A 26,614-nucleotide genomic window follows, 5' to 3' on the forward strand; every position below is an offset into this window, starting at 1 on the left:
CATACCCTGTAATGTCAGTCGGGAATAGGGGTTATCGAGGAGGCGAGATGGGCGTCGACGTGCACCAGCACATCTGGCCGTCCTCGTTCATCGACGCGCTGCGCGCCAGAACCGAGCCGCCGTATCTGGACGGCTGGACCCTGCTGCTCGACGTCGAGCCCCCCTACCAGGTCAATCCCGACGACCACGACGTCGACCTCCGGGTGAAACGCAACGCCGCCCTTGACCTCGCGCTCGTCTCGCTGTCCAGCCCGCTCGGCATCGAGCACCTCCCGCCCGCCGAAGCCTGGCCCCTCATCGACGCCTTCCACACTGGCGCCGCAGCCCTCCCCCCGCCGTTCCTGGCCTGGGCGTCGGCTCCGGTAACCGATATCGATTCGGTACGGCTGGCGCGCACCCTCGACGCGGGCTTCGCCGGCCTGCAACTCCCCGCGACGGCCATCGCCGACGAGGCCGGCCTGACGAACGTGGCCCCTCTCCTCGACGAACTGGCCGCGCGCGGCCTCCCCCTGTTCGTGCACCCCGGCCCCGCGACCAGCCCCGGCACCCCCGCCTGGTGGCCCGCCGTGGTCCCGTACGTGCAGCAGATGCACGCGTCCTGGTACGCGTTCCAAGCTTTCGGGCGGCCCCGCCACCCGGACCTCAAAGTCTGCTTCTCGCTGCTGGCCGGGCTCGCCCCGCTGCACTCCGAGCGGCAGATCAACCGCGGCGGCTCCGGCCGCGGGCTGGTGGACTCCGGCGTCTTCGTCGAGACGTCCTCCTACGGCCCGCGCGCCATCGACGCCGTCATCCGCGAACTCGGCATCGACGTGGTCGTGAACGGTTCCGACCTGCCCTACGCCGAATCGGCGTCGCTGGACTTCGGCGACGCCGCCCGCCACGCCATCCAGGTGGCCAACCCGGCCCGACTGCTGTCCCGAAAGGAGTCGCCCTCATGAGCACGCCCACTATCCCGGTGCCTCGACCATGTCCGGCTCCACTGGAGGACCTGCCTGCCCGGGCGCTGGACCGGCGCGAACTCTCCGCCCTCGTCAACGAGCTGGCCGCCCAACCAGAGTTGTGGGAGGAACACCTCGCCTTCGACGGCACGGCGGACGGCGGACGGCACTACGCCTCGCTCTACCGGGACGCGTACGTGGACGTGTGGCTGCTCTGCTGGCGGCCCGAGGACGACACGGGCTGGCACGATCACGACATCTCGTCGGGCGCGGTCCGGGTGGTCAGCGGGGTGCTGACCGAGTGCAATCCGCGGATCGGCGGCGAGCACCTGGAGACAACGGTCAGCGCGGGCGAGTCGTTCAACTTCGGGCCCGATCACATCCATCGGCTCACTGGCGCGGAGCACGGCAGCGTTTCGATCCATGCGTATTCGCCGCCGTTATGGCGTCTTGGGCAGTATTCGATCAGTGGCGACGGGATGATGCGCCGCCAATCGGTCAGTTACGCGGACGAACTGCGCCCGCTCTGAAGGCAGCAGGTGGAGCAGGCTTCCTCGTCGGGGAGGGTTACCCACAGGCAGCAGGTTCGCCGTCGGTAACCGTCCTCGTGCGGTTCGATCAGGCCGTCCACCGGGCGGCCGATCGCTCGTAACAGGTCGGCCGCTCGCTGGTAGGGGCCGTCCTCCATCAACGGACCAACGAACGCCTCAGCGGTGGACCCCCACAGGTTCCGCCGCCCGAGCCGGGTCAGCTTGGTGAGCGCCTCGATCAGCGGCTGATGGCCGTCCATCAGCGCGGCCCTGATCGTCGCGCCGAGATCGTCACTGACCACCGTCCCCGGGGATCCCGCGATGGGATCCCCGGGTTCGACGGCCACCGTGATCTCGGTGGCCGCGATCGTCACACCCGCGTCGGACGGCCGCACCAGGGTGTGCTCCAGCCGCATCAGCGGCACCCGCCGGTTCACCGCCCAGCCGAGCGCCATCGGCAGCGTGTGCCAGTAGCCGTAGGTCTTCCACCACACGGCCGCCGCCACATGCCGCGGCGCGCCGTACAGTTCGGCCGCCTCGTCCACGAACCCCGCCAGCGCCTGGTACGGCTCCCGCGTCAGCTCCCGCGCCGGAATCCAGCCGGGACCGCTCGCCACCAGGCCAGGCAGCACGCCGAGGATCCCGTCCCGCTCGGCCGCGGCTTTCTCCAGAGTGGCAGTGAGCTCGGCCAGCACGAGGTACTCCTTTAGGTAAGCCTTACCTAATCGTAGCCTCTGCCCTGGCGGTCTCGACAGGGCGGCCCGCGATCAGCCCGAACACCAGCTGGATCACGCAGACACCCAGCCCCGCCACCAGCGGCCAGGTCCAGCCGCCGGTGAGCTGGTTGAGCAGGCCGATCACGAAAGGGCCGAGCGCGGCCAGCAGGTAGCCGCAGGACTGGGCGATGGCCGAGAGCGCGGTCACCGAGGCGGGGTCGGGGGCGCGCAGCGTGATGATCAGCAGCGCCAGCGCGATCGACGCGCCCTGGCCGACGCCGAGAATGCTCATCCAGAGCCACGGCAGCGTGGCCGGGGCCAGCAGGACGCCGAGATATCCGGCGACGGTGAGCACGGCCGCGGCCGTCACGTGCGGCGCCTGGGAGCGAACCCGGCCCGCCAGGATCGGGACCGACAGGGTGGCCGCGATCTGCATCAGGTTGGTCAGGCTGAGCAGGTAGCCGGCCTGGTCGGCGGGTAGGCCGGCGTCCTGGAAGATGGTCGGCAGCCAGGCCAGCATGATGTAGAAGGACATGGACTGGAAGCCCATGAACAAGGTGACGTACCAGGTCACGCGGCTGCGGAGCAGGCGGCGGAACGGGCGGGGGCCGGTGGGGGCGACCGGGACCGGGCGGGCCGCCTGCGGGATCCAGACCAGGGCGGCGAGCACGGCCAGCAGGGCGGTCGAGCCGGCCGCGATGCGCCAGCCGTACTGGTCCGCCAGGGGGACCGCGATCGCGGAGGCGGTGGCCGCGCCGGTGACGAGGCAGGAGACGTAGAGGCCGGTGAACAGGCCGATCTTGGTGGGGAAGTGCTGTTTGACCAGGCCCGGCATGACCACGTTCATGATCGCGATGGCGGTGCCGACCAGGACGGCGCCGCCGTACAGGCCGAACAGGCCGTCCGAACTGCGCAGCACCGCGCCCGCGGCGAGCACCGCCAGGCCGACCAGCAGCGCCCGGTCAAGGCCGAACCGGGTGGACAGGACCGGCGCGACCGGTCCGAGCAAACCGAGGCAGACCACCATGACCGTGGTGATCGCCCCACCCGCCGCGGGACCGAGCGCGAGATCGTCCATGATCTCGCCGAGCAGCGGGGACAGCCCGGCGAGCGCGGGGCGCAAATTCAGCGCGGCCAGCACGAACCCGGCTATCAGGAGCAACCAGCCGGGACGTCTCATGAGCACCAGACTTTAGCGCCCAACCTGGTCAGAACCGGCATCCGGCGAGCACGCCGGGTGCTCGCTAAGGACTCTTGTGTCAAGCCGCCCGGGAGTTCCCGGTTACTCACAGTTCCTTCGCCCCTGGTGACACGACCTGAGTGGAGGGCCGTTAGCCGCGGCCTCTGCTGGCGAGGTCGGCGAAGAGCGCGACCGTGCGGGCTTGGTCGTCGGTGGATCCGACCGGGAAGACGATCAGCTCGGTCGCCCCCGCGTCGGTGAAACGGCCTGCCGCCTTCTCGACAGCGGCTTCGTCGCCGGCGACCAGGGTGTCCTGCGGTCCCGAGGAACCCTGCCGGTCGAGCAGAGCGCGGAAGGTGGGCAGCGTCGCGGCCTGGCGGAAGTTCGCGCTGACGCCTTCCCGTGCTCCGGCCACGTCGGAGGTCACGGACACGAGCAGCCCGACGGCGATGCGCGGCGCCGCTCGCCCGCCGCCGCGCTGGTGACGGCAGGACCATGACATCGCCGAGGAACCGGGGCGTCGCCCACATCGCGAGCGCGCCGTCGGCCCGTTCGCCCGCGAGCGCGAGCATGCGAGGCCCGTTCGCGGCCAGCAGCAGGGACGGCGGGGTCACGGCGGGCGCGTCGACACCACCGACCGCGGTGACCGTCCGGCCCCGTACTTCCACCTGCTCGCCCCGCAGGACCGGGCCGAGCACGTCCAAGATCTCCCGGGTGTACGGCACGGGCGGCTGCCAGGTCAGCCCGTACCGACTTTCGACGACCGGCGCGTGGCTCGGACCTACGCCGAGCGTGAGCCGCCCCCGGTGGCGGCTTGCGTGGTCAGCGCCTGGGCGGCCAGCGCGAGAGGATGCCGCGGGTAGGTCCCCACGACCGACGTGGCCACCTCGATGCCCGGCGCGCGGTCTCCCAGCGCGGAGAACACCGTCAGCGGATCCCATCCGCCGTGCTCTCCGAGCCAGAAACGGGAGAAACCGTTCGCCGCCGCGCTCTCAATCTCGGTCAGGAGTTCCGGGATCGGCCCGGCACCGTAGCTCGACAGTCCGATCTCCATGCGCTCAGCTCTCTCCTACGACGGGGTTCTCCAGAAACGGGAGTATCACTCCCGCCTGGCCAACGCCGGCGGTCGCGCCGGGGAGCACGCACAGCGACTGATCGAGAGTGTGGTCGGCCCGGCCACATCCCGGCTGCGGGAGGCCGGTGGGCTCCGTCCCGGCATCACCGTCGCGGACATCGCCGTGTTCATCCGCATGACCCTCACCACGGACAGCCCGGAGAGCAGGGTGTAGGCGATCGACACCCTCCTCGACGGCCTCGTTCTACGCTGACGCCCCGGCCGGACTCAGGCCGGCCCGGATCATCGGGTAGATCCGGCATCAGCTCGCCGTCGCCGCGGAAGCGCCGCATGGCCTGCAGGCCGACGATCAGGGTTTTTGGGCGTACTCCAGCGACTCGTTCATCGCGGCGGCGAACCGTCTGACCAGGTCGGGGTCGGTGTCGGTGCCGGTGAAGTACATGGACACGGTCAGGTCGGGGGTGGCTTCCGCGAAGTTCCAGGCGACCGGGCGGGCGCCCTGCGCGAGGGCCTGGCTGACGAAGGGCTCGACCACCCAGATCGCCTCCACCCGGCCGTTCAGCAGCGCGGCCGGGGCGTCGGGGAAGGCCAGTTCGACGAACTCGATCGTGGCCGGGTCGGCGTCGGCCTTGCGGACGGCGGCCCTGATGGTGGTGTCGCCGATGTTCCTGAGCTGGTTCACCGAGACGGTCCGGCCCGGCAGGTCGGCGGCGGACCGGATCGGGTTGTCGCTCTTGACCAGGACGGCGCTGAAGTCCTTGCCCACCTGGCCGGTGGAGTTCACGCCGTTGGCCACGGCCTTGAGCGGCAGGCCCTGCTCCCTGGCGGTGAGCAGCGAGGTGATGTTGGCGAACGCGAACTGGAACTGGCGGGCCACCACGCCGGAGATGCTGGCCGCGCCGCTCTGCATGGGGGTGATGGTGAGGTCGATGTCCCGCTTGCCGAAGAAGCCCTTGGCCTTGCCGAGGTAGATCGGCGCGGTGTCCACGATGGCGATGACGCCGGCGTTGACCTGGTCCTTGGCACCCTCCGGTGCGGCGGGATCGGCGATGCCGCAGGCCCCGGCGAGCAGCAGGACGGCGAGCAGGAGGGGACGTCGCATGGGTCAACTCCAGAAGTTCGTCATACGAACGAGAGTTCTCGCAGAGAACGTAGGCCCAGCGGCCAACCACAGTCAACGACGGGCGTGGTATCGGGTGCGCATGCTGAATAAGTGTTCGTAAAGGCGTGGAGGGGGAGACGCTAGAGTTGCGGCATCATGGCTGAGGAGTACGTTCAGTCGCTGGCCCGCGGCCTGGCGGTGATCCGCGCGTTCGACGCGACCACGCCCGAGCTGACGCTGAGCGACGTCGCCCGCAAGACCGACCTCACCCGCGCCGCGGCGCGCCGATTCCTGCTCACCCTCGTCGACCTCGGCTACGTCAGGACCGACGGCCGGCTGTTCTCGCTGTCGCCGCGCGTGCTCGAACTCGGGTACGCGTACCTGTCCAGCCTGTCGCTGCCCGAGGTGGCGCTGCCGCACCTGGAACGGCTGGTCGCCGAGGTGCACGAGTCCGCCTCGGTGTCGGTGCTGGACGACGGCGACGTGGTCTACGTGGCCCGGGTGCCGACCACCCGGATCATGCGGGTGACCATCGCGATCGGCACCAGGTTTCCGGCGCACTGCACCTCGATGGGCCGGGTCCTGCTGGCCGGGCTGCCCGCCGCCGACCTGGACGAGTTCCTGGAGCGGCACCGGCTGGAACGGCTCACCCAGCGCACAGTCACCTCGCCGGTCACGCTGCGCGGCGAACTCGACCGGGTCCGCGCCCAGGGCTGGGCGATGGTCGACCAGGAGCTGGAGGAGGGGCTGCGGTCGATCGCCGCGCCGATCCGGAACCGGGCCGGGCGGGCGGTGGCCGCCGTCAACCTGTCCTCGCACGCCAGCCGGACCACGCTGGAGTCGGCCCGCCGCGACCTGCTGCCGCCGCTGCTGGCCACCGCGGCCAGGATCGAGGCCGACCTGCACGCCGCCTCCAGCCGGGAAGCCACGCCCTGACGTGTGACAACGCCGCTCGTTTACGATCGGGGGGTGGGACGCCCGACCATGAATGACGTGGCCGCAGCAGCGGGCGTCGCACTGAAGACGGTCTCGCGCGTGGTCAACGCCGAGCCGGGGGTGCACCCGGCCACCGCCGACCGGGTCAGAGCCGCCATCGACCGGCTCGGCTACCGCCGCAACGACAGCGCCAGAACGCTGCGCCGCGGCCGGACCGCCAGCATCGGCCTGGTCATCGAGGACGCCGCCGACCCCTTTTACTCCGGCCTCAGCCGCGCCGTCGAGGACGTGGCGCTGCGGCACGGGTTCCTGATGTTCACCGGCTCCTCCAGCGAGGACCCGGCCAGGGAACGCGAGCTGGTGCTGGCCTTCTGCGCCCGCCGGGTGGACGGCCTGGTGATCGTCCCGGCCGGGGCCGACCACCAGTACCTCTCCCCCGAACTGGACGCGGGCGTCTCCGCCGTCTTCGCCGACCGCCCGTCCGGCTCGGGGCGGGACCTGGACACCGTGCTCTGCGACAACGCGGGCGGGGCCAGGACCGGGGTGGCGCACCTGATCGCGCACGGCCACCGCCGGGTCGGGTTCATCGCCGACGCGCCGTCCATCTTCACCGCCACCCAGCGCTGGTACGGCTACCGCCAGGCCCTCACCAGGGCGGGCCTGCCCTACGATCCGGCGCTGGTCGCGATGGGCCCGCCGGAGCCCGCCCGGGTCCTGGCCGACGTGACGCGCCTGCTGAGGCTGGCCGAGCCGCCGACCGCGCTGTTCACCGGCAACAGCCGGACGACCGTGGCCACCCTGCGGGCGCTGCGGGCGCTGACCGACCCGGCTGAACTGGCCGCACCGGTCGCGCTGGTCGGGTTCGACGACTTCGAACTGGCCGACCTGCTGGGCATCACGGTGGTCTCGCAGCATCCGGCCGAACTCGGCCGGGCCGCCGCCGACCTGCTGTTCAGCCGCCTGTCCGGCAACAAGGAACCCGCCCAGCGCCGCGAACTGCCGACCCACCTGATCGTGCGCGGCTCCGGGGAAGGAACGTTCCGGCTGTTCTAGCGATACTCGCGCAGGTCCAGCGATACTCGCGCAGGTCCAGCGGAGTTTGCGCAGGTCTAGAGGTGCTTGCGCAGGGCGACCGCGGAGAGCAGCACGGCCACGCCGGCGAGGGCGATGGCCGGGGCGGGCCCGGCCAGTTCGGCCAAGCCGCCGACGAGCATGCCGCCCAGTGCCTGGCAGGTCATCATCCCCGCGGTCATCAGGCCGAACGCCTGGCCGAGGTTGCCGGCGGGCACGGCGTCGACGAACCTGCGCTGCAACCCCAGGTTGTAGGCGAGCGCGCACCCGGCCAGGAACGCCAGCCCGGCGGCGACCACGACGCCCGGCCGGGCGAGGAACCCGAGCAGCGGCAGGCCGAGGAGCACGACCAGCGGCAGGGTCAGCCGCTCGCGCAGGGCGGGCCGGGCGAACCGGCCGACCACGAACTCACCGACCCCCATCCCCGCGGCGGTCACGGCCAGCACGACCCCGGCCGCCGACGCCGTCCCCTGAGCGGTGAAGTACGGGATGAACACCGCCTCCGCACCCACCATGAACGTGATCGGCACCCACCCGGCCAGCAGCAGCCCACGGATCCGCCGGTCAGCGAGGAGCGCCCGGTTCACCCGCAGACTGGCACGAACCACCCCGTCTGCCCCGGGCTTCACTGAGCCCCCGGTCTCCCCAGCCGTCTCGGGCTCCCCAACCGCTCCGGCCTCCAGTGACCCCCCGGCTTCCCCGGTCTCCCCAGCCGCCCCGGCCTCCAGCGAGCCCCCAGCTTCCCCAGCCACCCTGGCGGCCGTCGCGCGGGCGGGGCGGTCCCGTAGGCCCAGGCGGAGCACCAGTGCGCCCGCGCCGGACAGGATCGCGGTGAAGAGCAGTGCGTGGTTGGGCCCGACCAGGGCGAGCAGGCCGCCGCCGACCGCCATGCCGGCGATCTGGGCGCCGGCCGAGGTCATGGTGAAGATGGCGCGGCCGAGCACGAAGCCGTCCCCGGCCAGCACCTCGGGCAGGACGGCGTTGCGGGCCGCCGCGAAGATCGACACGGGCACGCTGGTGGCCAGGACCACCGCCAGCATCGCCCACACCCCCAGCCCGGCGAAGGCCAGCACCAGGCAGACGGCGACCCGCAGGAGCTCCCCCGCCACCATGACGGGCCGGGGTTTCAGCCGGTCGGCGAGGGAGAGCAGGAAGACTCCGCCGACCGCGTGCGGCAGGAACCCGATCATGTACGCGGCGGCCGACAATCCGGGCGACCCGGTCTGCGCGTACACCAGGACGGACACGGCGAGCATCTTCACCGAGTCCCCGAGCACCATCAGCAGCTGACCTGCGAACAGCACCCGGAACTCGGCCACCAAGAACACTTCACGAAATGTCGCCCCACGCTCGGCGACGCCCTCCACCACCATCACGCACCTCCGAGGGGAGATCCTCCGGACCCCCGCCCACCCCTGGCTAATATTTCGGAAATATCCGAAAGGTAGAGGTTGATGATCCGGATCGAGGTCAGCCCGCAGGACATCGCCGCCAGCCGGTTCGCGATCTCGCCGGTGGTGGAGACCATGCACGCGCTCTGGGTGGTGTCCGGGCAGCAGCCCTCCGGCGCGCTGCGGCCGTGGGCGGAGCGGGCGCGGGAGCCGTACCGGGCTCTGGTGGCGGCCCATCCCGAACTGAGCGCCCTGCGTGCGCTGATGCGCCACAACGGATACAACGCGGACTTCGTGGCGCCCCCGCCCACCGGCGTGAACGTCCCGTTCGCGGTGGAGATCGAGCGGATCAGGGCGACCCCGCTCGCCCAGGCCCGCGCCGAGATCGCCCGCAACCTGGACGGCGTCCCCCGCCCAGCCGACGCGGTGATGGCCATCCTGGACAGCCCGGACGTGGTCGGCGCGCTCGCCGACGGGCTGGAACTGGCCTGGCGGGAGATCGTCGCGCCGGACTGGCCGAGATTCCACGCCATCCTCGAACGCGACGTCGTGCAGCGGGCCGGCCGGCTGGCCACCTACGGCTGGGCGGCGGCGCTGGACGACCTCAACCCCAAGATCGCCTGGCGGGAGGACGCGATCGAGATCCGCCGGCGGGGCGAGCCAGAGCACTACCGGCTCAACGGCCGCGGCCTGCTGTTCCTGCCGAGCGCGTTCTCGCCCGCGGTGATCCCCTACCTGGAGGACTCCTGGCCCTACGCGGTGGTCTACCCGGCCAGAGGCACGGCGATCCCGGCGGCCCCGGCCACCCCGGCCGCGCTGACCCGGCTGATCGGCCGGTCCAGGGCGCGCCTGCTGCTGGAGCTGGCGATCCCGGCCACCACCTCCCAGCTGGCCGCCCGGCTCACCCTCAGCCTCGGCGCCACCGGCGACCACATCTCCGCGCTGCGCGCGGCCGGACTGATCACCGGCACCAGGACCGGCCGCACGGTCCGCTACCACCGCACCCCGCTCGGGGACGCGCTGGTCAGCCCCTGAGCGTGACGCTCGGCAACTCGACGGCGATGGTCAGGCTCACTGACCGCTGTTCTTGGCGGCGTCGGCGAGTGCCTCCTGGAGCTTGGCGACGTCCGGCTCCTGCTGGAACAGGCCGACCGCCTCGTTGATCGCGACCCGCCAGTCGTCGTTGGCGACCACGCCGTGCTGGATCGAACCGGCCAGCTTGCTGTTCGCCCACTCGGCCAGGTCCCACTCCAGATAGTCCTGGTACAGGGCCTTGTCGGCGTCCTTGCGGGCCGGGATGGAGCCCTTCAGCGGGTTGAACGCGTCCTGGCCCTCCTTGCTGGCCGCCACCTTGAGCCAGGCCACCGCGCCGTCCCGGTTCGGGGCGCCCTTGGGCAGCGTGAAGCTGTCCGACAGCCACATGAAGGTGCCGTCGGTGCCGGGCGCGGGGGCCCAGCCGAAGTCGGTCTTGGAGACCTTGCCGAGGCCGCCGCCGGGCGGGTTGTGGAAGTAGCCGTAGGCCCAGTCGCCCATGATGTTGAAGGCGGCCTGCCCGTCCGCGACCTGCTTGGCGGCGGGCTGCCAGTCGGCCACGGGCTCGCCCGCGTACGACAGGATGGTCTGGAAGTCGGTCAGCGCCCGGGTCACGGCCGGGCTGGTCCAGTCGGCCTGGGCGCTCCACAGCCGGTTGTACGCCTCCGGTCCGAGCGAGCCGAGCAGCACGCTCTCCAGCAGGTGCACCACGGTCCACTGCGGGCCGATGGACAGCGGGATCTTCCCGGCCGCCTTGACCTTCTTCAGGTCGGCGACGAACGCGGGGATCGTCGCGGGCGCGCCGCTGACCCCGGCCTCCCGCAGCACCGCCGGGTTGAACCAGAGCATGTTGGACCGGTGGATGTTGACCGGCACCGAGTAGATCTTGCCCTGCACCGTGATCTGCTCGATCAGCTGCTCAGGGAAGACCTCCGCCAGCTTGAGCTCGTCGTAGAGGAAGTTCAGCGGCTCCAGTTTGCCCGCCTTGATGTAGCCCTGCAGCTCCGCTCCTGCGTGCCCCTGGAAGGTGTCCGGCGGCTGGTTGGCCTGGAGTTTGCTGGCGAGCAGCGCGCGGGCCTGGTCGCCGGAGCCGCCCGCGACGGCGGCGTCGACGAACTTCTGGCCGGGGTTGTCGCGCTCGAAGATGGCCCGCATCGCGTTCAGGCCGTCGGCCTCGCCAAGACCCGACCACCAGGAGTAGACCTCGACCTTGGCATCCGCCGTCTCACCGGTCTCCGCGCCCTCCCCGCTCGCGCACGCCGTAAGAGTCAGCAGCCCGGTTAAGGAAACCGCGACGGCCAGCAGCCACCGTCGTCTCATCGCAACATCCTTTCGGGGAGGTGAAGGGGTCTGATGAAGCCACCGTTCACGGTCCCGCGCCAAGGCTAGTGCGGATCACGCCCCGGAATATAGGGGTCACCTATTCGCCGAATGATCCGGCGGTCACGCTCGTCCAGCAGGGCGGTGACGGTGACCCCGAAATCGTGCAGGGTGCCGGGCAGTTCGACGGAGGGCAGACCGGGCCGGGCCACCACCAGCGCGCCCCGGCTGAAGGCGAGGCTGGCCAGCAGGGCGAGCTCGGCGCCTGGCCCCGCCGGCCAGGTGACCAGCACGACGTCCGAGCCGACCAGGCCGACCCCGGCGTCCAGGCGGCGCATCGCGGCCAGGAAGACCTCGTGGCTGAGCCGGTCCTCCTCGGTGATCAGGGCTTGTCCCTCGACCGGGCAGATCCGGGGCAGCGGAACCGGTTCCAGGGCGAGCAGCGCGCCGAACTCGATCGTGTCCACGGCCGGGCCGAACGAGACGACCTGGCGGACCCGGGAGTGATCGGCGGCCTCGACCGCGGCCGGGGCCAGCTTCTGGGTGGTGAACAGCAGCCGGGCGTCCCAGCGCAGCAGCGCCGCCGCGTCGGCGGTGCAGAGCGGCAGGGCCGCGCCCCCGGCCGCGATCACCGTGTGCAGGGCGGTCAGCTGGGCGGCCACGCCGTCCACCAGCACGCCCGCCACCTGCCCGATCCTGGCCCCGCGCCGGACCAGGCCGGAGGCGGCCCCGGTCACCGTGCCGGCCAGCGCGCGGTAGCTGAGCACCGCGCCGTCGCCCAGATCGACCAGCGCCGGGCGATCCCCCCGCTCGTGCGCGCCGCCGAAGACGGCCTGGGTGACCGCGCCGCCCAGCGGATGAGTCGTCGACTCCATGGTCAGGACGTTACGGGCCGAAGGCCCGCCTGCGGATCCGCATATGTGTGTAGTCGCATGTGTAGTCCTTCCCCAAACACCATGAACGACGACGGGGCGGGCCCGGGTCCTGCGCGACCCGAGCCCGCGGCCGCGGGCCCCTCGGCCCCGGTCTCCACCCCTCCGAGGTGACCTGAACCGACTGGACGGAGCACGCGGCGTGTCCAGATGCCCCCTGCCGGACGGCTTTCGCGGAAGGCATCCGCCTGCGTACCGGCCCTGACTGCTTCCCTCCGGCCGGTGCCGGTGACGGCCGGGGATCCGGCCGTTCACATCCGCAAAATTAGGCCGCCAGGCCGGAGGTCACATCCACACGAATGTCCACTGGACGGTGTATTCGCACCGGCTGATCATGTGTAGGCGGCGGAGGCGGGCGGCTACACATCCGGCCGGGCGTGCTCGACCACCCAGGTCGCGACCTGGGTGCGCGAGGTGAAGCCGAGCTTGGCCAGGATGTTGGCGACGTGCCGGGCGACGGTGGCCTGACTGATCACGAGTTCGTCGGCGATGCCCCGGTTGCTCAGGCCGCGGGCGATCAGGCCGGCGATCTCCAGTTCCCTGGCGGTGAGCGTGCTCTGCGGGGTCAGCGCGGCGGGCTGGACCACCGGCCGGGCGGTCTGCGGCCCTGGCACGCTCTCGGCCAGGGCCAGCGTGACCGCCTGGTCGAAGGTGAGGCCGAGCCCTTCGGCCCAGAGGGCGGCGACGGTGGCCTCGCCGAGCCCGTCCCTGGCGGGCGCGAGCACGTTCTCCAGCCGCGACCCCGCGGACGGGCGCTGGGCGGCGGAGGCTGCGGCCAGCAGGACCGCCCGCCGCAGTTCGCCCTCGCGGACCGAAAGCAGGGCGAAGGAGGCGAGCCGCCGGGCCGTCTCCATCCGCAGCCCGGCGTCCCGGCCGAGCCGCAGCGCCTCGTCGAAGCGGCGCCTGGCCTCCTCCAGGTCGCCGCTCTCCAGCGCGACCGTGCCGAGCCCGGCCAGGCAGCTGATCAGCGACTGCCGGGCGTCGAAGCCGCGCAGCAGCTCCATCGCGCGGGTGAAGTGCAGGCGGGCGGCGGCCAGGTCGCCGCGTTTCCTGGCGGCCTGGGCCAGGCCGGTCAGGCCGATCACCATGCCCAGGTGGTTGTCGAGTTCGGTGGTGAGCGCGACGACCCGCTCGCTGGCCCGCTGGGCCTCCCTGATCCTGCCCTGGCCCAGCGCCATGAAGGCGCGGAACCCGTGCGCCTCCGCCTCAAGCAGCCGCTCGCCGATCTCGACGGCGATGGTGACGGCCTGGTCGAGCCGCTTCTCCGGGGCGTCGATCGGGTCGTCCTGGTCGGTTATGGCCAGCACCATCAGGCCCAGCGCCTCGCCGCCCCGGTGCCCGCCGGTCCGGCAGAGCTCGACTCCGCGCAGGGCGCGGCTCCTGGCTCCGGCCAGGTCGCCGGAGTTGACCGCCAGGTTGGCGCCCAGGATCAGCGCCCGGCCGTGGGTGGCCGGGGAGAGCTTCGGGGAGGCGATCGCGAGCAGCCCGTCCAGCCAGGAGATCATCTGCTTCTGGTAGCGGCCCGCGCCGATCAGCGCCCACCGCATCTCGACCAGGGCCTGCAGGATTGGCTCCGGCTCCCCGACCGCGAGCGACCATTCCACCGCGCCGCGCAGATCGCCCTGAAGCCGCTCAAGCCGGTCGACCCGGCGTTTCATCTCCGGCCACGGCACGCCCCGGGTGGCGTGCTCCCAGTCCGCGCCCAGGTGGCAGAAGTAGTCCCGGTGGCGGCGGCGCAGGTCGGGTTCCTCACCGGCGGCGTCGAGCTGCTCGGTGGCGTACTGCCGGATGGTGTCCAGCAGCCGGTAGCGGGCCTCGCCGGCGAGTTCGCCGTCCACCACGACCAGGGACTTGTCCACCAGGGCGGTCAGGTGCACGAGCACGTCGTGCGGCCACAGGCCGTCGCCCGAGCAGATCCGCTCGGCCATGTCGAGGGTCCAGCCGGCCCGGAACGTGGTGGCCCGGCGCAACAGCAGCCGTTCCGGGTCAGCGAGCAGCTGGTAGCTCCAGTCCACGGTGGCCCGGAGGGTGCGCTGGCGCGGCGGCGCGGTCCGGTCGCCGGCCGCCAGCAGGTGGAAGCGGTCGCCGAGCCGGGCGACGATCTGCGGCACCGACAGCACCCTGGTCATCCCGGCGGCCAGTTCCAGCGCCAGCGGCAGGCCGTCCAGGTCGCGGCAGAGCCGGGCCACCACGGCGGCGTTGGCCTCGGTCAGCGCGAAGCCGGGGGCCGCGGCGGCGGCCCTGGCCCAGAACAGCCGCCCGGCCTCGGAGTCGCGCACCGCGGCGAGCTCGGCGGAACCTGGCAGCATCAGCGGCGGCACCCGCCAGACCGTCTCGCCGGGCACCCGCAGCGGCTCCCTGCTGGTGGCCAGCACCCGGACCTCGGGGCAGGCTTCGGTCAGCCGCCGGACCAGCCGGGCGCACTCGTCCACCACGGTCTCGCAGTTGTCCAGCAGGAGCAGCATCTTCCGCCCGGCCAGCACCTCGGCCACGGTGTCCCGCAGCGACCGCTTCGGCTCCCCCTCCACCCGCAGGATCGCGGCGGTCCTGCGGACCACCTCGTCCGGCGGGGTGCCCTCGGGGAAGTCGACCAGCCAGGCGCCTTCCGGCAGGTCGCGGGCCAGTTCGGCGGCGACCCGCAGGGCCAGTCTGCTCTTGCCGATCCCGCCCATGCCGCACAGCGTCACCACCCGGGTGGCCATCATCAGCTGAACGAGTTCCGCCACGTCCGGTTCCCGGCCCACGAAGGCGTTCGGCTCCAGCGGAAGATTTCCCACGTGCGTCATCGAGTGCGTCGCGTATGAAGTCTGAATCATCGGCCCTCGGGGTCAACGGCGGCATCCGTCACAGGAAGTGTTACACCAACTACGGGAAGCTGCCCAGACGCAACCGAGTTTCATTGCCGGACCGCCAGCGGGATCGCCGGGAAAAGTGATGGCGAATTGTCGGTGGCGGCGGACACACTGACGAGATGGCGACCACCCCCCTCGACGGGAACCGGGAACGGGACGCAGATCCGGGCACAGAACCGGACCAGGGCAGGATCGATGACCTGCCGGATTTTTCCGATATGACCACCCACAACTGGCACGCGCACGACGACACCATGAGCGGCGTCGGCTTCCTCACCATCGCCAGGCGGCTGCCCGCGCTGATCGGCCAGGCGGTCCGGATGGCCTGGGAGGCCAGCCCGCGCGACACGGTCGCGACCATCGTGCTCAACCTGCTCGCCGGGGTCTTCACCGCGTTCGGCCTGCTGGCCACCACCGGCGTGCTGGAAGCCCTGTTCGCCTCGGGCCCCACCCCCGACCGGGTCCGCGCGGCGCTGCCCGGCCTGCTGGTGGTGGGCGCGGCGGCGGTGCTGCGCACCCTGCTCCAGGCCGGCGCCGGCTGGGCCCAGGCCCGGCTGGAGCCTCAGGTCACCCGGATCGCCGAGGAGCGGCTCTATGGGCTGACCAGCAAGGTCGAGCTGATCAGGTTCGACGACCCCGACTTCCACGACGCGCTGCAGCGGGCCCGCAACCGCGGCGTGAACTCCTCCGACTCGGTGGTCGGCTCCGCCATCGACGTGCTGACCGCCGGGATCAGCCTGCTCGCCGCCGGCGGCGTGCTCGGCGTGCTGCACCCGATCCTGCTGCCGCTGCTGGTGGTCGCGGTCCTGCCGGACGCCTGGGCCGCCGTCCGTTCGGCCAGGATGCGGTACGGGACGATGCTCTCCCTGCTGCCCACCTACCGGCGCAAATGGATCATCAGCGAGCTGCTCGCCGACCGGGACACCGCCGCCGAGGTGCGCTCCTTCACCATGCGCGGCTTCCTGCTCCGCGTCTACGACCTGGTGGCCAGGACCGAGCAGGACGTCATGGTCACGCTGGCCCGGCGGCAGGCGACGGCCCGGCTGGTCGGCGAGGCGCTCGGCGGCCTGGGCGCCGCCCTGGTCTACCTCGCGCTCGGCCTGCTGCTGGCCACCGGCTCGGTGCCGCTGGCGGTGGCGGGCACCGCGGTGCTGGCCGTGCGCTCCGGCCAGAGCTCGCTGTCCCGCCTGCTGTTCGCGGTCAACCAGCTGTACGAGAACGGCCTCTACTTCACCGACTTCGTCGACTTCTGCGAGAGCAACGAGCAGGAGCCCACCGGCGAGCGGGGCCGGCCGCCGGCCGGGTTCGACCGGCTCACCGTGGACGAGGTCACCTTCACCTACCCGGGCAAGGACACCCCGGCGCTGAACGGGGTGTCCATCCACATCGACCGGGGCGAGGTGATCGCGCTGGTCGGCGAGAACGGCTCAGGCAAGACCACCCTGTCCAAGATCCTGGCGGGACTGTACGCGCCGGACGGCGGCCGGGTGCTCTGGGACGGCACCGATCTGGCCGAGGTGGAGCCGCATCTGCTCAGGGGCAACATCGCGGTGATCGCCCAGGACCACACCCGGTGGCCGCTGACCGCCCGCCACAACATCACCATGGGCCTGGAGAAGGGCGAGGACACGGTGGTCAGGGCGGCCGGGGTGGCCGGGGCGGACGAGGTGATCGCCGAACTGCCGCACGGGTACCGCACGCTGCTGGACCGCCGGTTCAAGGACGGCCAGGAGCTGTCCGGCGGCCAGTGGCAGCGGATCGCGGTGGCCCGCGGCTTCTACCGGGACGCGCCGCTGCTGATCTGCGACGAGCCGACGGCCGCGCTGGACGCCCGGGCCGAGCACGCCCTGTTCGAGCGCATCCAGCGGCATTCGGACGGCCGGACCGTGCTGCTCATCACGCACCGGCTGGCCAGCGTCCGGCACGCCGACCGGATCTACGTGCTGGACCACGGCCTGGTGGTCGAACAGGGCACCCACGACGAACTGCTCGACCGGGAGGGTATCTACGCGGATCTGTACAACTTGCAGGCCCGCGCTTACAGCCGCTAAAGCAGGGCTTCGATGACGGCCTTGGCGATGGGCGCGGCCACCTCGCCGCCGAAGCCGCCGTGCTCGACCAGGACGCCGACCGCCACCCGGGGCCGGGCGGCGGGGGCGAAGGCGGTGAAGACGGCGTGGTCGGGGCCGTCGTTCTCGGCGGTGCCGGTCTTGGCGGCGACGTCGATGCCGGGGATGGCGGCGGCCGTGCCGGTCCCGCCCGGCCGGGTCACCCCGACCATCATCTCGGTGAGCTGCTCGGCCACCGAGATCGGCATGGTCTCCCGGTACTCCTCCGGGTTGGTCAGGCTCACCATCGTGCCGTCGGTCAGCCGGATCTCGTCCACCAGGTAGGGCCGCATCAGCATCCCGCCGTTGGCCACCGCCGCCGACAGCAGGGCGATCCCCAGCGGCGTCGCCCGGTCGTCGAACTGCCCGATGGCCGACATCGCGGTCTGCGCCCGGTCCATGCCGTCCGGATACCGGCTGGCCGCGACCGCCAGCGGCACGGTCAGCCCGTCGTCGCCGAACCCGAAGGCGGCGGCCTGGCGGCGCAGCGCGTCCTGGCCGAGGCTCAGGCCGAGGGTGGCGAACGCGGTGTTGCAGGACAGCTGGAACGCCGTGGCCAGGGTCGGCGTGCCGCCGCCGCAGTCCTCGTCGCGCGCGTTGCGGAGCAGCACGCTGCTGCCGGGCAGCCGGAGCCGGGGCGGCGCGGTGATCGCGGTGCCGGGGGCGTACTTGCCGGCGTCCAGCGCGGCGGCGGCGGTGACCACCTTGAACGCCGAGCCGGGCGGGTAGTTCTGGCTGGTCGCCCGGTTGAGCAGCGGCCTGGACGGATCGGCCTGGAGTTCCTTGTCGACGTGGGCCAGCCGGACCGGGTCGAAGGTGGCGAAGTCGTTCGGGTCGTAGGTCGGGAACGAGACCAGGGCCAGGATCGCCCCGGTGGCCGGGTCGAGCGCGACGACCGCGCCGCGCTTGCCGGTGTCGCGCAGGCCCTCGTAGGCGGCGCGCTGGGCCCGGGGGTCGATGGTCAGGGTGACCGACGCACCCCGGGAGGTGTCCTTGAGCAGGGTGCGGACCTTGACCCGGGGGTCGGCGCCGGACAGGGCCGGGTCCTCGGCCTGCTCGACGCCGGTGTCCCGGTAGAGCGAGATGAAGCCGGTGACCGGCGCGTACATCGGGCCCTGCGGGTAGACCCGCTGGTAGCGGTACCGGCCGCGGACCTCGCGGCTGGTGGCGAGCACGGTGCCGTCGCGGAGCAGCAGGTCGCCCCTGGAGGTGTTGAACTTGGCGATCATCGTGCGCTGGTTGCGCACGTCGGTGCCGAGCGAGGGGGAGCGGAACACCTCGATGTAGGTCGCGTTGGCGAGCAGGGCGAACAGCATCATGCCGCTGACCGACGCGACCTGTCGCAGCGGGATGTTCATACGTCGAGGTCCGGCCACATGTCTGGTGTAACAGGCGGCACGGAAAGCGGGGGCAAAGGCCGGTTAGACGCCTTGCGGGATGGACATCACGTCCTTGTAGTACTGGATCTTGTTCTGGATCGCGCTCTGCCGGCGGCGCAGCTGGGCGATCTGGCGTTCGACGCCCTCGTCGTGGGATTCGAGGAGTTCGATCCGGTCGCCGACGGTGTGGTCGCCCTGCCGTACCAGCTCGGCGAAGCGGAGCATCTCGGCGATCGGCATGCCGGTGTCGCGCAGGCAGCGGATCATGCCCAGCCAGCCGACGTCACCCTCGGTGAAGCGGCGCTGCCCCGCGGCGTTGCGTCCGACGTTGCCGAGCAGCCCGATCCGCTCGTAGTAGCGGAGGGTGTCCAGCGTGAAGCCGGTCTCCTCGGAGACCTGCCCCGGTGTGTATACGGCCATACCCCCGATCCTGGCACCTGGAGTGGGCTCCAGGTCAAGGTGGCCGCCCTACTCGGTGAGATGCGCGGACAGATAGCGGCGGACCAGGCGCTTGCACTCGGCGATCAGCTCGGAGTCGCCCTCCGGATGCACCCGGAAGGCCAGTTTGAGCACCGCGTCGGCGGCTTCCACGGCCACCACGAAGGCGCGGGCGAGTTCGTCGCTGCCGGGCGCGCCGAGCAGTTCGATCATGAGCGAGCGGAGCCGGTCGGCGACCACGACGTTGTTCTCCAGGGCCGCGTCCAGCATGCGCTGGGTGCCGGGGAGCGCGGGCCCGCCGGGGGCGGCCAGCACCTCGCCGAAGTCGACCACCCCGAAGCCGGGCGTGGTGCGCTTCATCCGGACGAACTCGTCGATGCTCAGGTCGACGGCGTCGGTCCAGTCCCTGAGCTGGGTCGCGCCGAGCCTGGCCGCCATCCGGTCAAGGAACGCGTCCAGGTTGCGCAGCGCGAGCGCGCGGACCAGCCCTTGCTTGTCGGGGAAGAACTGGTAGAAGGTGCCGATGGGAACCTCGGCACGGCGGGCCACCTCCTTGGTCGTGAGCGCCTCGTACCCGACCTCGTCCAGGAGCAGGGCGCACTCGTCGAGCATGCGCTCGACGCGTTCCAGGCTGCGGCGCTGGGCCGGGCGACGGCGCAGCGTTCCGGCGGCGGCGTTTGTCATTGGTCCATTCTCTACCTGTTCGATTGCGGTCGCGTTAACATGAGTTGCACTCACATTGGGAGGCTCGATGTTCCTCTGGGGTACGGCTACCGCCGCCTACCAGATCGAAGGCGCGGTCACCGAGGACGAGCGCGGGCCCTCGATCTGGGACACCTTCGCGCACCAGCCGGGGAAGGTGCGGGACGGGCAGACGGGCGACGTGGCCTGCGATCACTACCACCGGTGGGCCGAGGACGTCGAGTTGATGGCGGCGGCGGGGGTCAACGCGTACCGGTTCTCGGTGGCGTGGCCGAGGATCCAGCCGGCCGGGCGGGGGGCGGTGAACGGCAGGGGGCTGGATTTCTACGATCGGCTGGTGGACGGGCTGTGCGCGAAGGGGATCGCGCCGGCGTTGACGCTGTTCCACTGGGATCTGCCGCAGGCGCTGGAGGACGAGGGCGGCTGGATGAACCGCGATATTTCCGGATATTTCGCTGATTATGCGGGGATCGTGGCGGAGCGGCTGGCCGATCGGGTCAAGTGGTGGATCACGTTGAACGAGCCGTTCATTCACATGGTGTTCGGGTATGGGCTGGGGACGCACGCGCCGGGGCGGACGCTGTTCCTGGAGGCGCTGCCGGTCGCCCATCATCAGTTGCTCGGGCATGGGCTGGCCGCACAGGCGCTGCGGGCGGCCGGGGCGGAGCAGGTCATGGTCACCAACAACTGCTCGCCGGTGTGGGCCGCGTCGAAGTCGGCCGCGGATCTGGCCGCCGCCGACGCGTACGACACCCTGCACAACCGCCTTTTCAACGACCCCATCCTCACCGGCTCATATCCCGATATTTCGGCATTCGGGATGGAGGAGATGCCTGGGGTGCGCCCCGGTGACCTGGAGACGATCGCGCAGCCTCTCGACGGGCTCGGGATCAACTACTACAACCCCACCCGGGTCGCCGCCCCCAGCACCGACCTGCTGCCGTTCGACGACGCCGGCATCCCCGAATACCCCGCCACTGCCTTCGGCTGGCCGGTGGTCCCCGACGGCCTGCGCGAACTCCTGGTCTCCCTCAAGGCGCGCTACCCGGCCCTGCCGCCCATCTATGTCACCGAGAACGGCTGCTCATATGACGGCCTGGACGACCAGTTCCGTGTCGACTACCTGGACGGCCACCTGGCCGCCCTGCGCCGGGCCCAGGCCGAGGGCGTCGACGTGCGCGGCTACTTCGCCTGGTCGCTGCTGGACAACTTCGAGTGGGCCGAGGGATACCACCAGCGTTTCGGCCTCGTGCATGTGGACTTCGACACCCAGGCCCGCACCCCGAAGGCGTCCTACCACTGGTACAAGAAGATGATCTCAGAGCACTGACACGTGCACGTGGTCGTAGTGGTTGGCCGTGTTGCTGCCCCGGTTGGACATCATCTTCGGCGCGGCCCCGGTCCTGATGTCGTAGTACTTCTGCTGCCAGATGATGTACATGATCCCGAGCCGCTGCCCGTTGGCCACGCACCACTTGGCCAGCGCGTCCCCGCGCGCCTTGGCGGAGGCGTCCGGCATCCGCCCGCCGGTGCTGATCATGAAGTCGCAGGCCCGGCCCTTGCCGTGCTCGCCGAAGTCGCCGGCCCGGAAGCAGCCGACCCCGAACGGCATCGGGAAGTTCTGCATGATCAGGTTGCGGATGGAGACCATCCGGGCGGTGAGCCCGGTGCCGGCGTCCGGCGTCTGGAAGCCGAACTTGGCCAGCAGCTTCTCGACCTGGCGCTGCTTGCCCTGGAGCTCCTTGATGTCCTTCTTGAGCTGGGCGACCCGCAGGTCGGCCGCCTTGGCGGCCTTCTTCTGGTCGGCGATCAGCCGGGTCACGCTGTTGAGCCGCTCGGTCTTCTCGTCGGTGAGGTAGGCCAGGGTGGAGACCGAGCCCAGGTCCGCCTGCATGCTGAAGATCTGCACGCTGTCGATCCCGCCGCTCATGTAGCTGGTCTGCGCGAACTGCGCGACCTTCTGCTCGGCCTTGATCAGGTCGGCCTTGAGCTTCTTGACCCGCGAGTCGGCCTTCTCGGCGGCCTTGCGGGTGTCGTCCAGGGTGGCGATCTCGCCCCGGTACGCCTTGGACAGCGCGGCGGCCTCTTTGGTGAGCCTGCGCAGTTCCGCCTGCCGATCCGGCTCGGCCGCCCCGGCGGAGGGCATCGCGAGCAGACCGACAAGACCGACTGCGACCAGCGCAGAGCCCGACCAGCGTCGCACCCGTCCTCCCCTCCCATGCCGGACCGAAACTATAGAAGACGATCTTGCTCGCTGCCACCGGAACGGGGGAACTCGTGCACCTTTGACGAAGTATCTACCAATTTGGGACGTGCCAACGCCCGGCGCCCTTGCCCCGGTACGCCAGAACATGATTCGGTTACAGGGGTTGTCCCGGCCGACGCGAACGAGAAGACTGTCCAAGCAAGCACTCGTTCAAGCAGGCGCGGGAGGCAGACCTTATGCTCCAGCACGACACGCTGTTCATCGGGGGCGACTGGGTGACCCCCGCGGGCACCGGGACGATCGACGTCATCTCCCCGCACACCGAGGAGATCGTCGGCCGGGTCCCCGACGGCGCCCCGGCGGACATGGACCGCGCGGTGGCCGCCGCCCGCGCGGCCTTCGACCACGGTCCCTGGCCCCGGATGACCATGCCGGAGCGGGCCGCCGTGGTGGCCAGGCTGGCCGAGATCTACGCCGCCAGGCAGGCCGAGATCGCCGACGTCATCACCCTGGAGATGGGCTCCCCCATCACCTTCTCGCAGCTCGCCCAGGCCCCCCAGCCGCTCGGCATGCTGCAGTACTTCGCCGAGCTGGGCCAGACCTTCGAGGTCGAGGACCAGCGCCCCGGCCTGTTCGGCCCGGTCACCGTGCGCCGCGAGCCGGTCGGCGTGGTGGCCGCGGTCGTGCCGTGGAACGTCCCGCAGTTCGTCATCATGACCAAGCTCGCGCCCGCCCTGGTGGCCGGCTGCACGGTCGTGATCAAGCCCGCGCCGGAGACCCCGCTGGACGGGTACCTGCTCGGTGAGATGATCAAGGAAGCCGGGATCCCGGACGGCGTGGTCAGCATCGTCGCGGCGGGCCGCGAGGCCGGCGAGCACCTGGTCTCCCACCCCGGCGTGGACAAGGTCGCCTTCACCGGCTCCACCGCCGCCGGGCGGCGGATCGGCGCCATCTGCGGCCAGCAGCTCAAACGCTGCAGCCTGGAACTCGGCGGCAAGTCCGCCGCGATCATCCTGGACGACTGCGACCTGCCCTCGGCGATGGGCTTCCTGTCCATCGCCTCACTGCTCAACAGCGGCCAGGCCTGCGTCGCCCAGACCCGCATCCTGGCCTCCCGCGGCCGGTACGACGAAGTCGTCCAGGCGGTCGCCGAGATGGTCACCGGCCAGACCGTCGGCGACCCCGGCGACCCCACCACCGCGATCGGCCCGATGGTGGCCAGACGCCAGCAGGAGCGGGTCGAGGGCTACATCAGGATCGGCCTCGACGAGGGCGCCAAGGCCGTCGTCGGCGGCCTGGACCGCCCGTTCGACCGGGGCTGGTACGTCTCCCCCACCGTCTTCGCCAACGCCGGCAACGACATGCGGATCGCCCGCGAGGAGATCTTCGGCCCGGTCCTCACGGTCATCCCGTACGACGACGAGGCGGACGCCGTCCGGATCGCCAACGACAGCGACTACGGCCTGTCCGGCAGCGTCTGGACCGCCGACGCCGACCACGGCATGGACGTGGCCCGGCAGGTCCGCGCTGGAACATATGGCGTCAACATGATGAACACTATGGATCCGGGCACGCCGTTCGGCGGCTACAAGGCCAGCGGCTACGGCCGGGAACTCGGCCCCGAGGGCCTGTCGGCCTACCTGGAGTACAAGAGCATCGCGCGACTCGGTTAGTTATTGCCGCCGGCCCGGTACGAGTATCCGTACCGGGCCGGCGGCACGCCCAGCGCGCCCCCGCGACGCTGGGCGGAATTTCGCACCCCTGTGGTAGACGCCGGTCATTCCGGTTTGGTTCGCGTACTCCACCGACCAATTCGGCGGATCAGATCCGGAGTAGCGGCCGACTCGGCGTGACCGTAACCCGGCTCGACCCAGAGTTCCCTGGGCTCGCGGGCGGCCTCGTACAGCTGGTGCGCGTGTTCGAGGGGGAAGAACGTGTCCGCGTCCCCGTGCACGATCAGCAGCGGGACGGGCGCGATCAGGGGCGCGGCCTGGTACGGAGCCAGCGGGATCGGGTCCCAGCGGCCCACCGCGATCCTGGTCCGCTTGGCCACCCGGGCCGCCAGCCGGCCGGCCGGGTGCTCGATCGCCCAGTGCACCTGGCGCATCGGCCGGGTGCCCCGGTAGTACCAGCGGGCCGGGCCGCTCACCGCGACCACGCCGGCCACCCCGCCGTGCAGCGCGGCGTGCCGCAGGGCCACCGCCGCGCCCATCGAGAAGCCCACGGTGACCACGCGCTGGTATGCGGTTCTGGCATGCCGTACGGCGGCGTCCAGGTCCAGGACCTCCAGGTCGCCGACGGTGGACAGGCCGGCGGATCTGCCGTGGCCGCGGAAGTCGATGGCCAGCACGCCGCCGTACCCGGCCAGGACCGCCGCGATGCGGCGGGTGATCGGCGTGCGCCAGGAGCCGGTGAAGCCGTGGGCCAGGACGAAGCCCAGCTCACCGGTGTGCCCGGTGGGCCCGGGCAGGTGCCCGGCGTCGATTCTGACGCCGTCGGAGGTGCGCAGCATGGCGCCGAAAACAGGAGCGATCACCACGCCTCCAGGTTACGGATGGCTGGTTATATGCAGCCTCCTGTGTAGGTCAGGGTTTCCCGGGCGCATCGTGGTAACACGGATCAACTAAAATGGGAAGGCCGCACTCTCGCGGCAGGAGCGTCTCGTCGCAAAGTCCGGGACGCGGACGACAGCCCCGACGAACCAGAGCGAGACTCCACTATGCCTTTGAACAGCCGCGACGACCTGCGGAACCTCGCGATCATCGCGCACGTCGACCATGGCAAGACCACACTCGTGGACGCCATGCTCTGGCAGTCCGGGGCGTTCCGCGCCAACCAGGACGTCGACGAGCGAGTCATGGACTCCAACGACCTAGAGCGCGAGAAGGGCATCACCATTCTCGCGAAGAACACCGCCGTCAAGCACGGCGGCCGCACCCTCAACATCATCGACACGCCCGGCCACGCCGACTTCGGCGGGGAGGTCGAGCGCGGCCTGTCCATGGTGGACGGCGTGGTGCTGCTGGTGGACGCCTCCGAGGGCCCGCTGCCGCAGACCCGGTTCGTGCTGCGCAAGGCGTTCGCCGCGAAGATGCCGGTCATCCTGTGCATCAACAAGGTGGACCGGCCGGACGCCCGGATCAAGGAGGTCGTGGACGAGGTCTACGAGCTCTTCATCGATCTGGACGCCACCGAGGAGCAGATCGACTTCCCGATCGTGTACGCCTCGGCCAAGGCCGGCCGCGCCTCGCTGAACCGCCCCGACGACGGCGGCATGCCCGACTCCGAGGACCTTGAGCCGCTCTTCGAGACGATCTACAAGACCATCCCGGCCCCCACCTATGACCCGACCGCGCCGTTCCAGGCGCACGTCACCAACCTGGACGCCTCCAGCTACCTGGGCAGGATCGCGCTCTGCCGGGTGCACCACGGCACCATCAAGAAGGGCCAGCAGGTGGCCTGGTGCCGCACCGACGGCTCCATCCAGCGGGTGAAGATCACCGAACTGCTGATGACCGACGCGCTGGAGCGCAAGCCGGCCGACCAGGCGGGCCCCGGCGACATCATCGCCATCGCCGGCATCCCCGACATCATGATCGGTGAGACGCTGGCCGACCCGGAGGACCCGCGCCCGCTGCCGCTGATCACGGTGGACGAGCCGGCCATCTCGATGACCGTCGGCACCAACACCTCGCCCCTGGTCGGCCGGGTCAAGGGCTCCAAGGTCACCGCCCGGATGGTGAAGGACCGGCTGGACCGCGAGCTGGTCGGCAACGTGTCGCTGCGCATCCTGCCGACCGAACGCCCGGACACCTGGGAGATCCAGGGCCGGGGCGAGCTGGCGCTGGCCATCCTGGTCGAGCAGATGCGCCGGGAGGGCTACGAGCTGACCGTCGGCAAGCCGCAGGTGGTCACCAAGGAGATCGACGGCAAGAAGCACGAGCCCGTCGAGCGCCTCACCGTGGACTGCCCCGAGGATTACCTGGGCGCGGTCACCCAGCTGCTGGCGGTCCGCAAGGGCCGGATGGAGCACATGACCAACCACGGCACCGGCTGGATCCGGATGGAGTTCGTGGTCCCGGCCCGCGGCCTGATCGGCTTCAGGACCGAGTTCCTCACCGAGACCAGGGGCACCGGCCTGGTGCACCACGTCTTCGACTCCTACGAGCCGTGGTTCGGCGAGCTGCGCACCCGCGGCAACGGCTCGCTGGTGGCCGACCGGTCCGGCCCGGTCACCGCGTTCGCGATGACGAACCTGCAGGAACGCGGCATCCTGTTCGTCGGCCCGACCACCGAGGTGTACGAGGGCATGATCGTCGGGGAGAACTCTCGCGCCGACGACATGGATGTGAACATCACCAAGGAGAAGAAGCTCACCAACATGCGCCAGTCCACGTCCGACGTGACCGAGACGCTGGTCCCGCCGCGGCAGCTGTCGCTGGAGCAGGCGCTGGAGTTCATCAGGGACGACGAGTGCGTGGAGATCACGCCGGAGTCGGTCCGGATCCGCAAGGTCGTGCTGGACGGCTCCACCCGGGCCCGGACGACGGCCCGCGCCAAGCGCGCCAACTAGATGAATGAGTCCAAGGGGTCTGGTCACGCTTAGTGGTCGTAGGCGGTCAGTGATCGTTTGATCGGCTGGCCAGTCTTGTCGTTGTGCCAGATCACAGTGGTCAACGCGAGGATCTTGGACAGGACCCGGATGC

At 71.0% G+C, this 26,614-nt stretch carries 23 protein-coding genes and 2 pseudogenes; 10 read left to right on the forward strand and 15 right to left on the reverse strand.

Translation table 11 applies throughout. The features are described from left to right. Positions 1-47 precede the first annotated feature (47 nt). Positions 48-938: an amidohydrolase family protein gene (locus Acor_RS28465; protein ID WP_155339836.1), complete on the forward strand. Its 891-nt coding sequence runs from the start codon at positions 48-50 to the stop codon at positions 936-938. Next, positions 935-1,468 carry a cysteine dioxygenase gene (locus tag Acor_RS28470; protein WP_155339837.1) on the forward strand — a complete coding sequence of 178 codons (534 nt, stop codon included), beginning with the start codon at positions 935-937 and terminating at the stop codon, positions 1,466-1,468. The genes Acor_RS28465 and Acor_RS28470 overlap by 4 nt, the downstream gene beginning before the upstream one ends. On the opposite strand, the gene Acor_RS28475 is transcribed toward Acor_RS28470, so the two are convergent. From Acor_RS28475 to Acor_RS46420, 4 genes and pseudogenes are all read right to left on the reverse strand, one after another. Next, entirely contained in the window at positions 1,441-2,163 is a 723-nt protein-coding gene (locus Acor_RS28475) for a (2Fe-2S)-binding protein (RefSeq protein WP_155339838.1), read from the reverse strand. The two genes, Acor_RS28470 and Acor_RS28475, sit on opposite strands and share 28 nt — an antisense overlap. A gap of 22 nt (positions 2,164-2,185) precedes the next feature. After that, on the reverse strand, positions 2,186-3,364 hold the full coding sequence (locus tag Acor_RS28480) for a CynX/NimT family MFS transporter (RefSeq protein WP_155339839.1): 1,179 nt from the start codon (positions 3,362-3,364) through the stop codon (positions 2,186-2,188). Positions 3,365-3,515: 151 nt separating this feature from the next. After that, positions 3,516-3,866 (reverse strand): LLM class oxidoreductase, encoded by a 351-nt coding sequence (locus Acor_RS44725; RefSeq protein WP_246239203.1) that lies wholly within the window; start codon positions 3,864-3,866, stop codon positions 3,516-3,518. Positions 3,867-3,948: 82 nt separating this feature from the next. Next, positions 3,949-4,418, reverse strand: a pseudogene (locus Acor_RS46420) (LLM class flavin-dependent oxidoreductase); the annotation flags it as partial. Between Acor_RS46420 and Acor_RS28490 the strand changes: the two are divergent. Next, on the forward strand, positions 4,417-4,653 hold the full coding sequence (locus Acor_RS28490; protein WP_155339841.1) for a hypothetical protein: 237 nt from the start codon (positions 4,417-4,419) through the stop codon (positions 4,651-4,653). The pseudogene Acor_RS46420 and the gene Acor_RS28490 overlap by 2 nt on opposite strands. Positions 4,654-4,788: 135 nt before the next feature. On the opposite strand, the gene Acor_RS28495 is transcribed toward Acor_RS28490, so the two are convergent. Then, positions 4,789-5,541: an ABC transporter substrate-binding protein gene (locus Acor_RS28495; RefSeq protein ID WP_155339842.1), complete on the reverse strand. Its 753-nt coding sequence runs from the start codon at positions 5,539-5,541 to the stop codon at positions 4,789-4,791. A 156-nt stretch (positions 5,542-5,697) separates the two neighbouring features. On the opposite strand from Acor_RS28495, the gene Acor_RS28500 reads away from it, so the two are divergent. Together Acor_RS28500 and Acor_RS28505 are read left to right on the forward strand one after the other, a co-directional pair. Next, a complete protein-coding gene (locus tag Acor_RS28500) occupies positions 5,698-6,477 on the forward strand; it encodes an IclR family transcriptional regulator (RefSeq protein ID WP_155339843.1) in 780 nt (259 codons plus the stop codon). Positions 6,478-6,525: 48 nt separating this feature from the next. Then, positions 6,526-7,530 (forward strand): LacI family DNA-binding transcriptional regulator, encoded by a 1,005-nt coding sequence (locus Acor_RS28505; RefSeq protein WP_155339858.1) that lies wholly within the window; start codon positions 6,526-6,528, stop codon positions 7,528-7,530. A 56-nt stretch (positions 7,531-7,586) separates the two neighbouring features. Here the strand turns inward: Acor_RS28505 and Acor_RS28510 are convergent, their stop codons facing one another. Then, entirely contained in the window at positions 7,587-8,921 is a 1,335-nt protein-coding gene (locus Acor_RS28510) for an MFS transporter (protein WP_155339859.1), read from the reverse strand. Between the two features lie 81 nt (positions 8,922-9,002). On the opposite strand from Acor_RS28510, the gene Acor_RS28515 reads away from it, so the two are divergent. After that, the gene (locus tag Acor_RS28515; protein ID WP_246239207.1) at positions 9,003-9,974 is read left to right on the forward strand and encodes an ArsR/SmtB family transcription factor; all 972 of its coding nucleotides are present in this window, start codon (positions 9,003-9,005) and stop codon (positions 9,972-9,974) included. Between the two features lie 36 nt (positions 9,975-10,010). Here Acor_RS28515 and Acor_RS28520 read toward each other — a convergent pair whose 3' ends face one another. From Acor_RS28520 to Acor_RS28530, 3 genes are all read right to left on the reverse strand, one after another. After that, positions 10,011-11,291 carry an ABC transporter substrate-binding protein gene (locus tag Acor_RS28520; RefSeq protein WP_155339844.1) on the reverse strand — a complete coding sequence of 427 codons (1,281 nt, stop codon included), beginning with the start codon at positions 11,289-11,291 and terminating at the stop codon, positions 10,011-10,013. Positions 11,292-11,356: 65 nt separating this feature from the next. Further along, the gene (locus Acor_RS28525) at positions 11,357-12,166 is read right to left on the reverse strand and encodes an AMP-binding protein (RefSeq protein WP_155339845.1); all 810 of its coding nucleotides are present in this window, start codon (positions 12,164-12,166) and stop codon (positions 11,357-11,359) included. A gap of 416 nt (positions 12,167-12,582) precedes the next feature. Continuing rightward, positions 12,583-15,000 (reverse strand): ATP-binding protein, encoded by a 2,418-nt coding sequence (locus Acor_RS28530; RefSeq protein WP_155339846.1) that lies wholly within the window; start codon positions 14,998-15,000, stop codon positions 12,583-12,585. Positions 15,001-15,194: 194 nt separating this feature from the next. Between Acor_RS28530 and Acor_RS28535 the strand changes: the two genes are divergently transcribed. Continuing rightward, positions 15,195-17,126 carry an ABC transporter ATP-binding protein gene (locus Acor_RS28535; protein ID WP_246239209.1) on the forward strand — a complete coding sequence of 644 codons (1,932 nt, stop codon included), beginning with the start codon at positions 15,195-15,197 and terminating at the stop codon, positions 17,124-17,126. On the opposite strand, the gene Acor_RS28540 is transcribed toward Acor_RS28535, so the two are convergent. The 3 genes from Acor_RS28540 to Acor_RS28550 all read right to left on the reverse strand — a co-directional run bounded on the left by Acor_RS28540 (position 17,123) and on the right by Acor_RS28550 (position 19,684). Beyond that, positions 17,123-18,541, reverse strand: coding sequence for a peptidoglycan D,D-transpeptidase FtsI family protein (locus Acor_RS28540; protein WP_170317116.1), 1,419 nt, complete (start codon positions 18,539-18,541; stop codon positions 17,123-17,125). The genes Acor_RS28535 and Acor_RS28540 overlap by 4 nt on opposite strands. A 63-nt stretch (positions 18,542-18,604) precedes the next feature. Further along, on the reverse strand, positions 18,605-18,982 hold the full coding sequence (locus tag Acor_RS28545; protein WP_155339848.1) for a MerR family transcriptional regulator: 378 nt from the start codon (positions 18,980-18,982) through the stop codon (positions 18,605-18,607). Positions 18,983-19,030: 48 nt separating this feature from the next. After that, on the reverse strand, positions 19,031-19,684 hold the full coding sequence (locus tag Acor_RS28550; protein ID WP_155339849.1) for a TetR/AcrR family transcriptional regulator: 654 nt from the start codon (positions 19,682-19,684) through the stop codon (positions 19,031-19,033). 67 nt (positions 19,685-19,751) lie between these two features. Between Acor_RS28550 and Acor_RS28555 the strand changes: the two genes are divergently transcribed. After that, positions 19,752-21,032 carry a GH1 family beta-glucosidase gene (locus Acor_RS28555; protein ID WP_155339850.1) on the forward strand — a complete coding sequence of 427 codons (1,281 nt, stop codon included), beginning with the start codon at positions 19,752-19,754 and terminating at the stop codon, positions 21,030-21,032. On the opposite strand, the gene Acor_RS28560 is transcribed toward Acor_RS28555, so the two are convergent. After that, positions 21,021-21,905 (reverse strand): coiled-coil domain-containing protein, encoded by an 885-nt coding sequence (locus Acor_RS28560; protein WP_246239211.1) that lies wholly within the window; start codon positions 21,903-21,905, stop codon positions 21,021-21,023. The two genes, Acor_RS28555 and Acor_RS28560, sit on opposite strands and share 12 nt — an antisense overlap. A 239-nt stretch (positions 21,906-22,144) precedes the next feature. Here Acor_RS28560 and Acor_RS28565 point away from each other — a divergent pair, with 239 nt between their 5' ends. Further along, positions 22,145-23,581, forward strand: coding sequence for an aldehyde dehydrogenase (locus Acor_RS28565; protein WP_155339851.1), 1,437 nt, complete (start codon positions 22,145-22,147; stop codon positions 23,579-23,581). Between the two features lie 104 nt (positions 23,582-23,685). Here the strand turns inward: Acor_RS28565 and Acor_RS28570 are convergent, their stop codons facing one another. After that, complete coding sequence (locus tag Acor_RS28570; protein ID WP_155339863.1) at positions 23,686-24,420, reverse strand: alpha/beta hydrolase; 735 nt, start codon at positions 24,418-24,420, stop codon at positions 23,686-23,688. A 207-nt stretch (positions 24,421-24,627) separates the two neighbouring features. Between Acor_RS28570 and typA the strand changes: the two genes are divergently transcribed. Further along, positions 24,628-26,481: a translational GTPase TypA gene (gene typA, locus Acor_RS28575; RefSeq protein ID WP_155339852.1), complete on the forward strand. Its 1,854-nt coding sequence runs from the start codon at positions 24,628-24,630 to the stop codon at positions 26,479-26,481. Positions 26,482-26,510: 29 nt separating this feature from the next. On the opposite strand, the pseudogene Acor_RS44735 reads toward typA, so the two are convergent. Then, positions 26,511-26,614: pseudogene (locus tag Acor_RS44735) on the reverse strand (IS982 family transposase); the annotation flags it as partial.

The organism is Acrocarpospora corrugata (genome assembly GCF_009687845.1).
Taxonomy (GTDB): domain Bacteria; phylum Actinomycetota; class Actinomycetes; order Streptosporangiales; family Streptosporangiaceae; genus Acrocarpospora; species Acrocarpospora corrugata.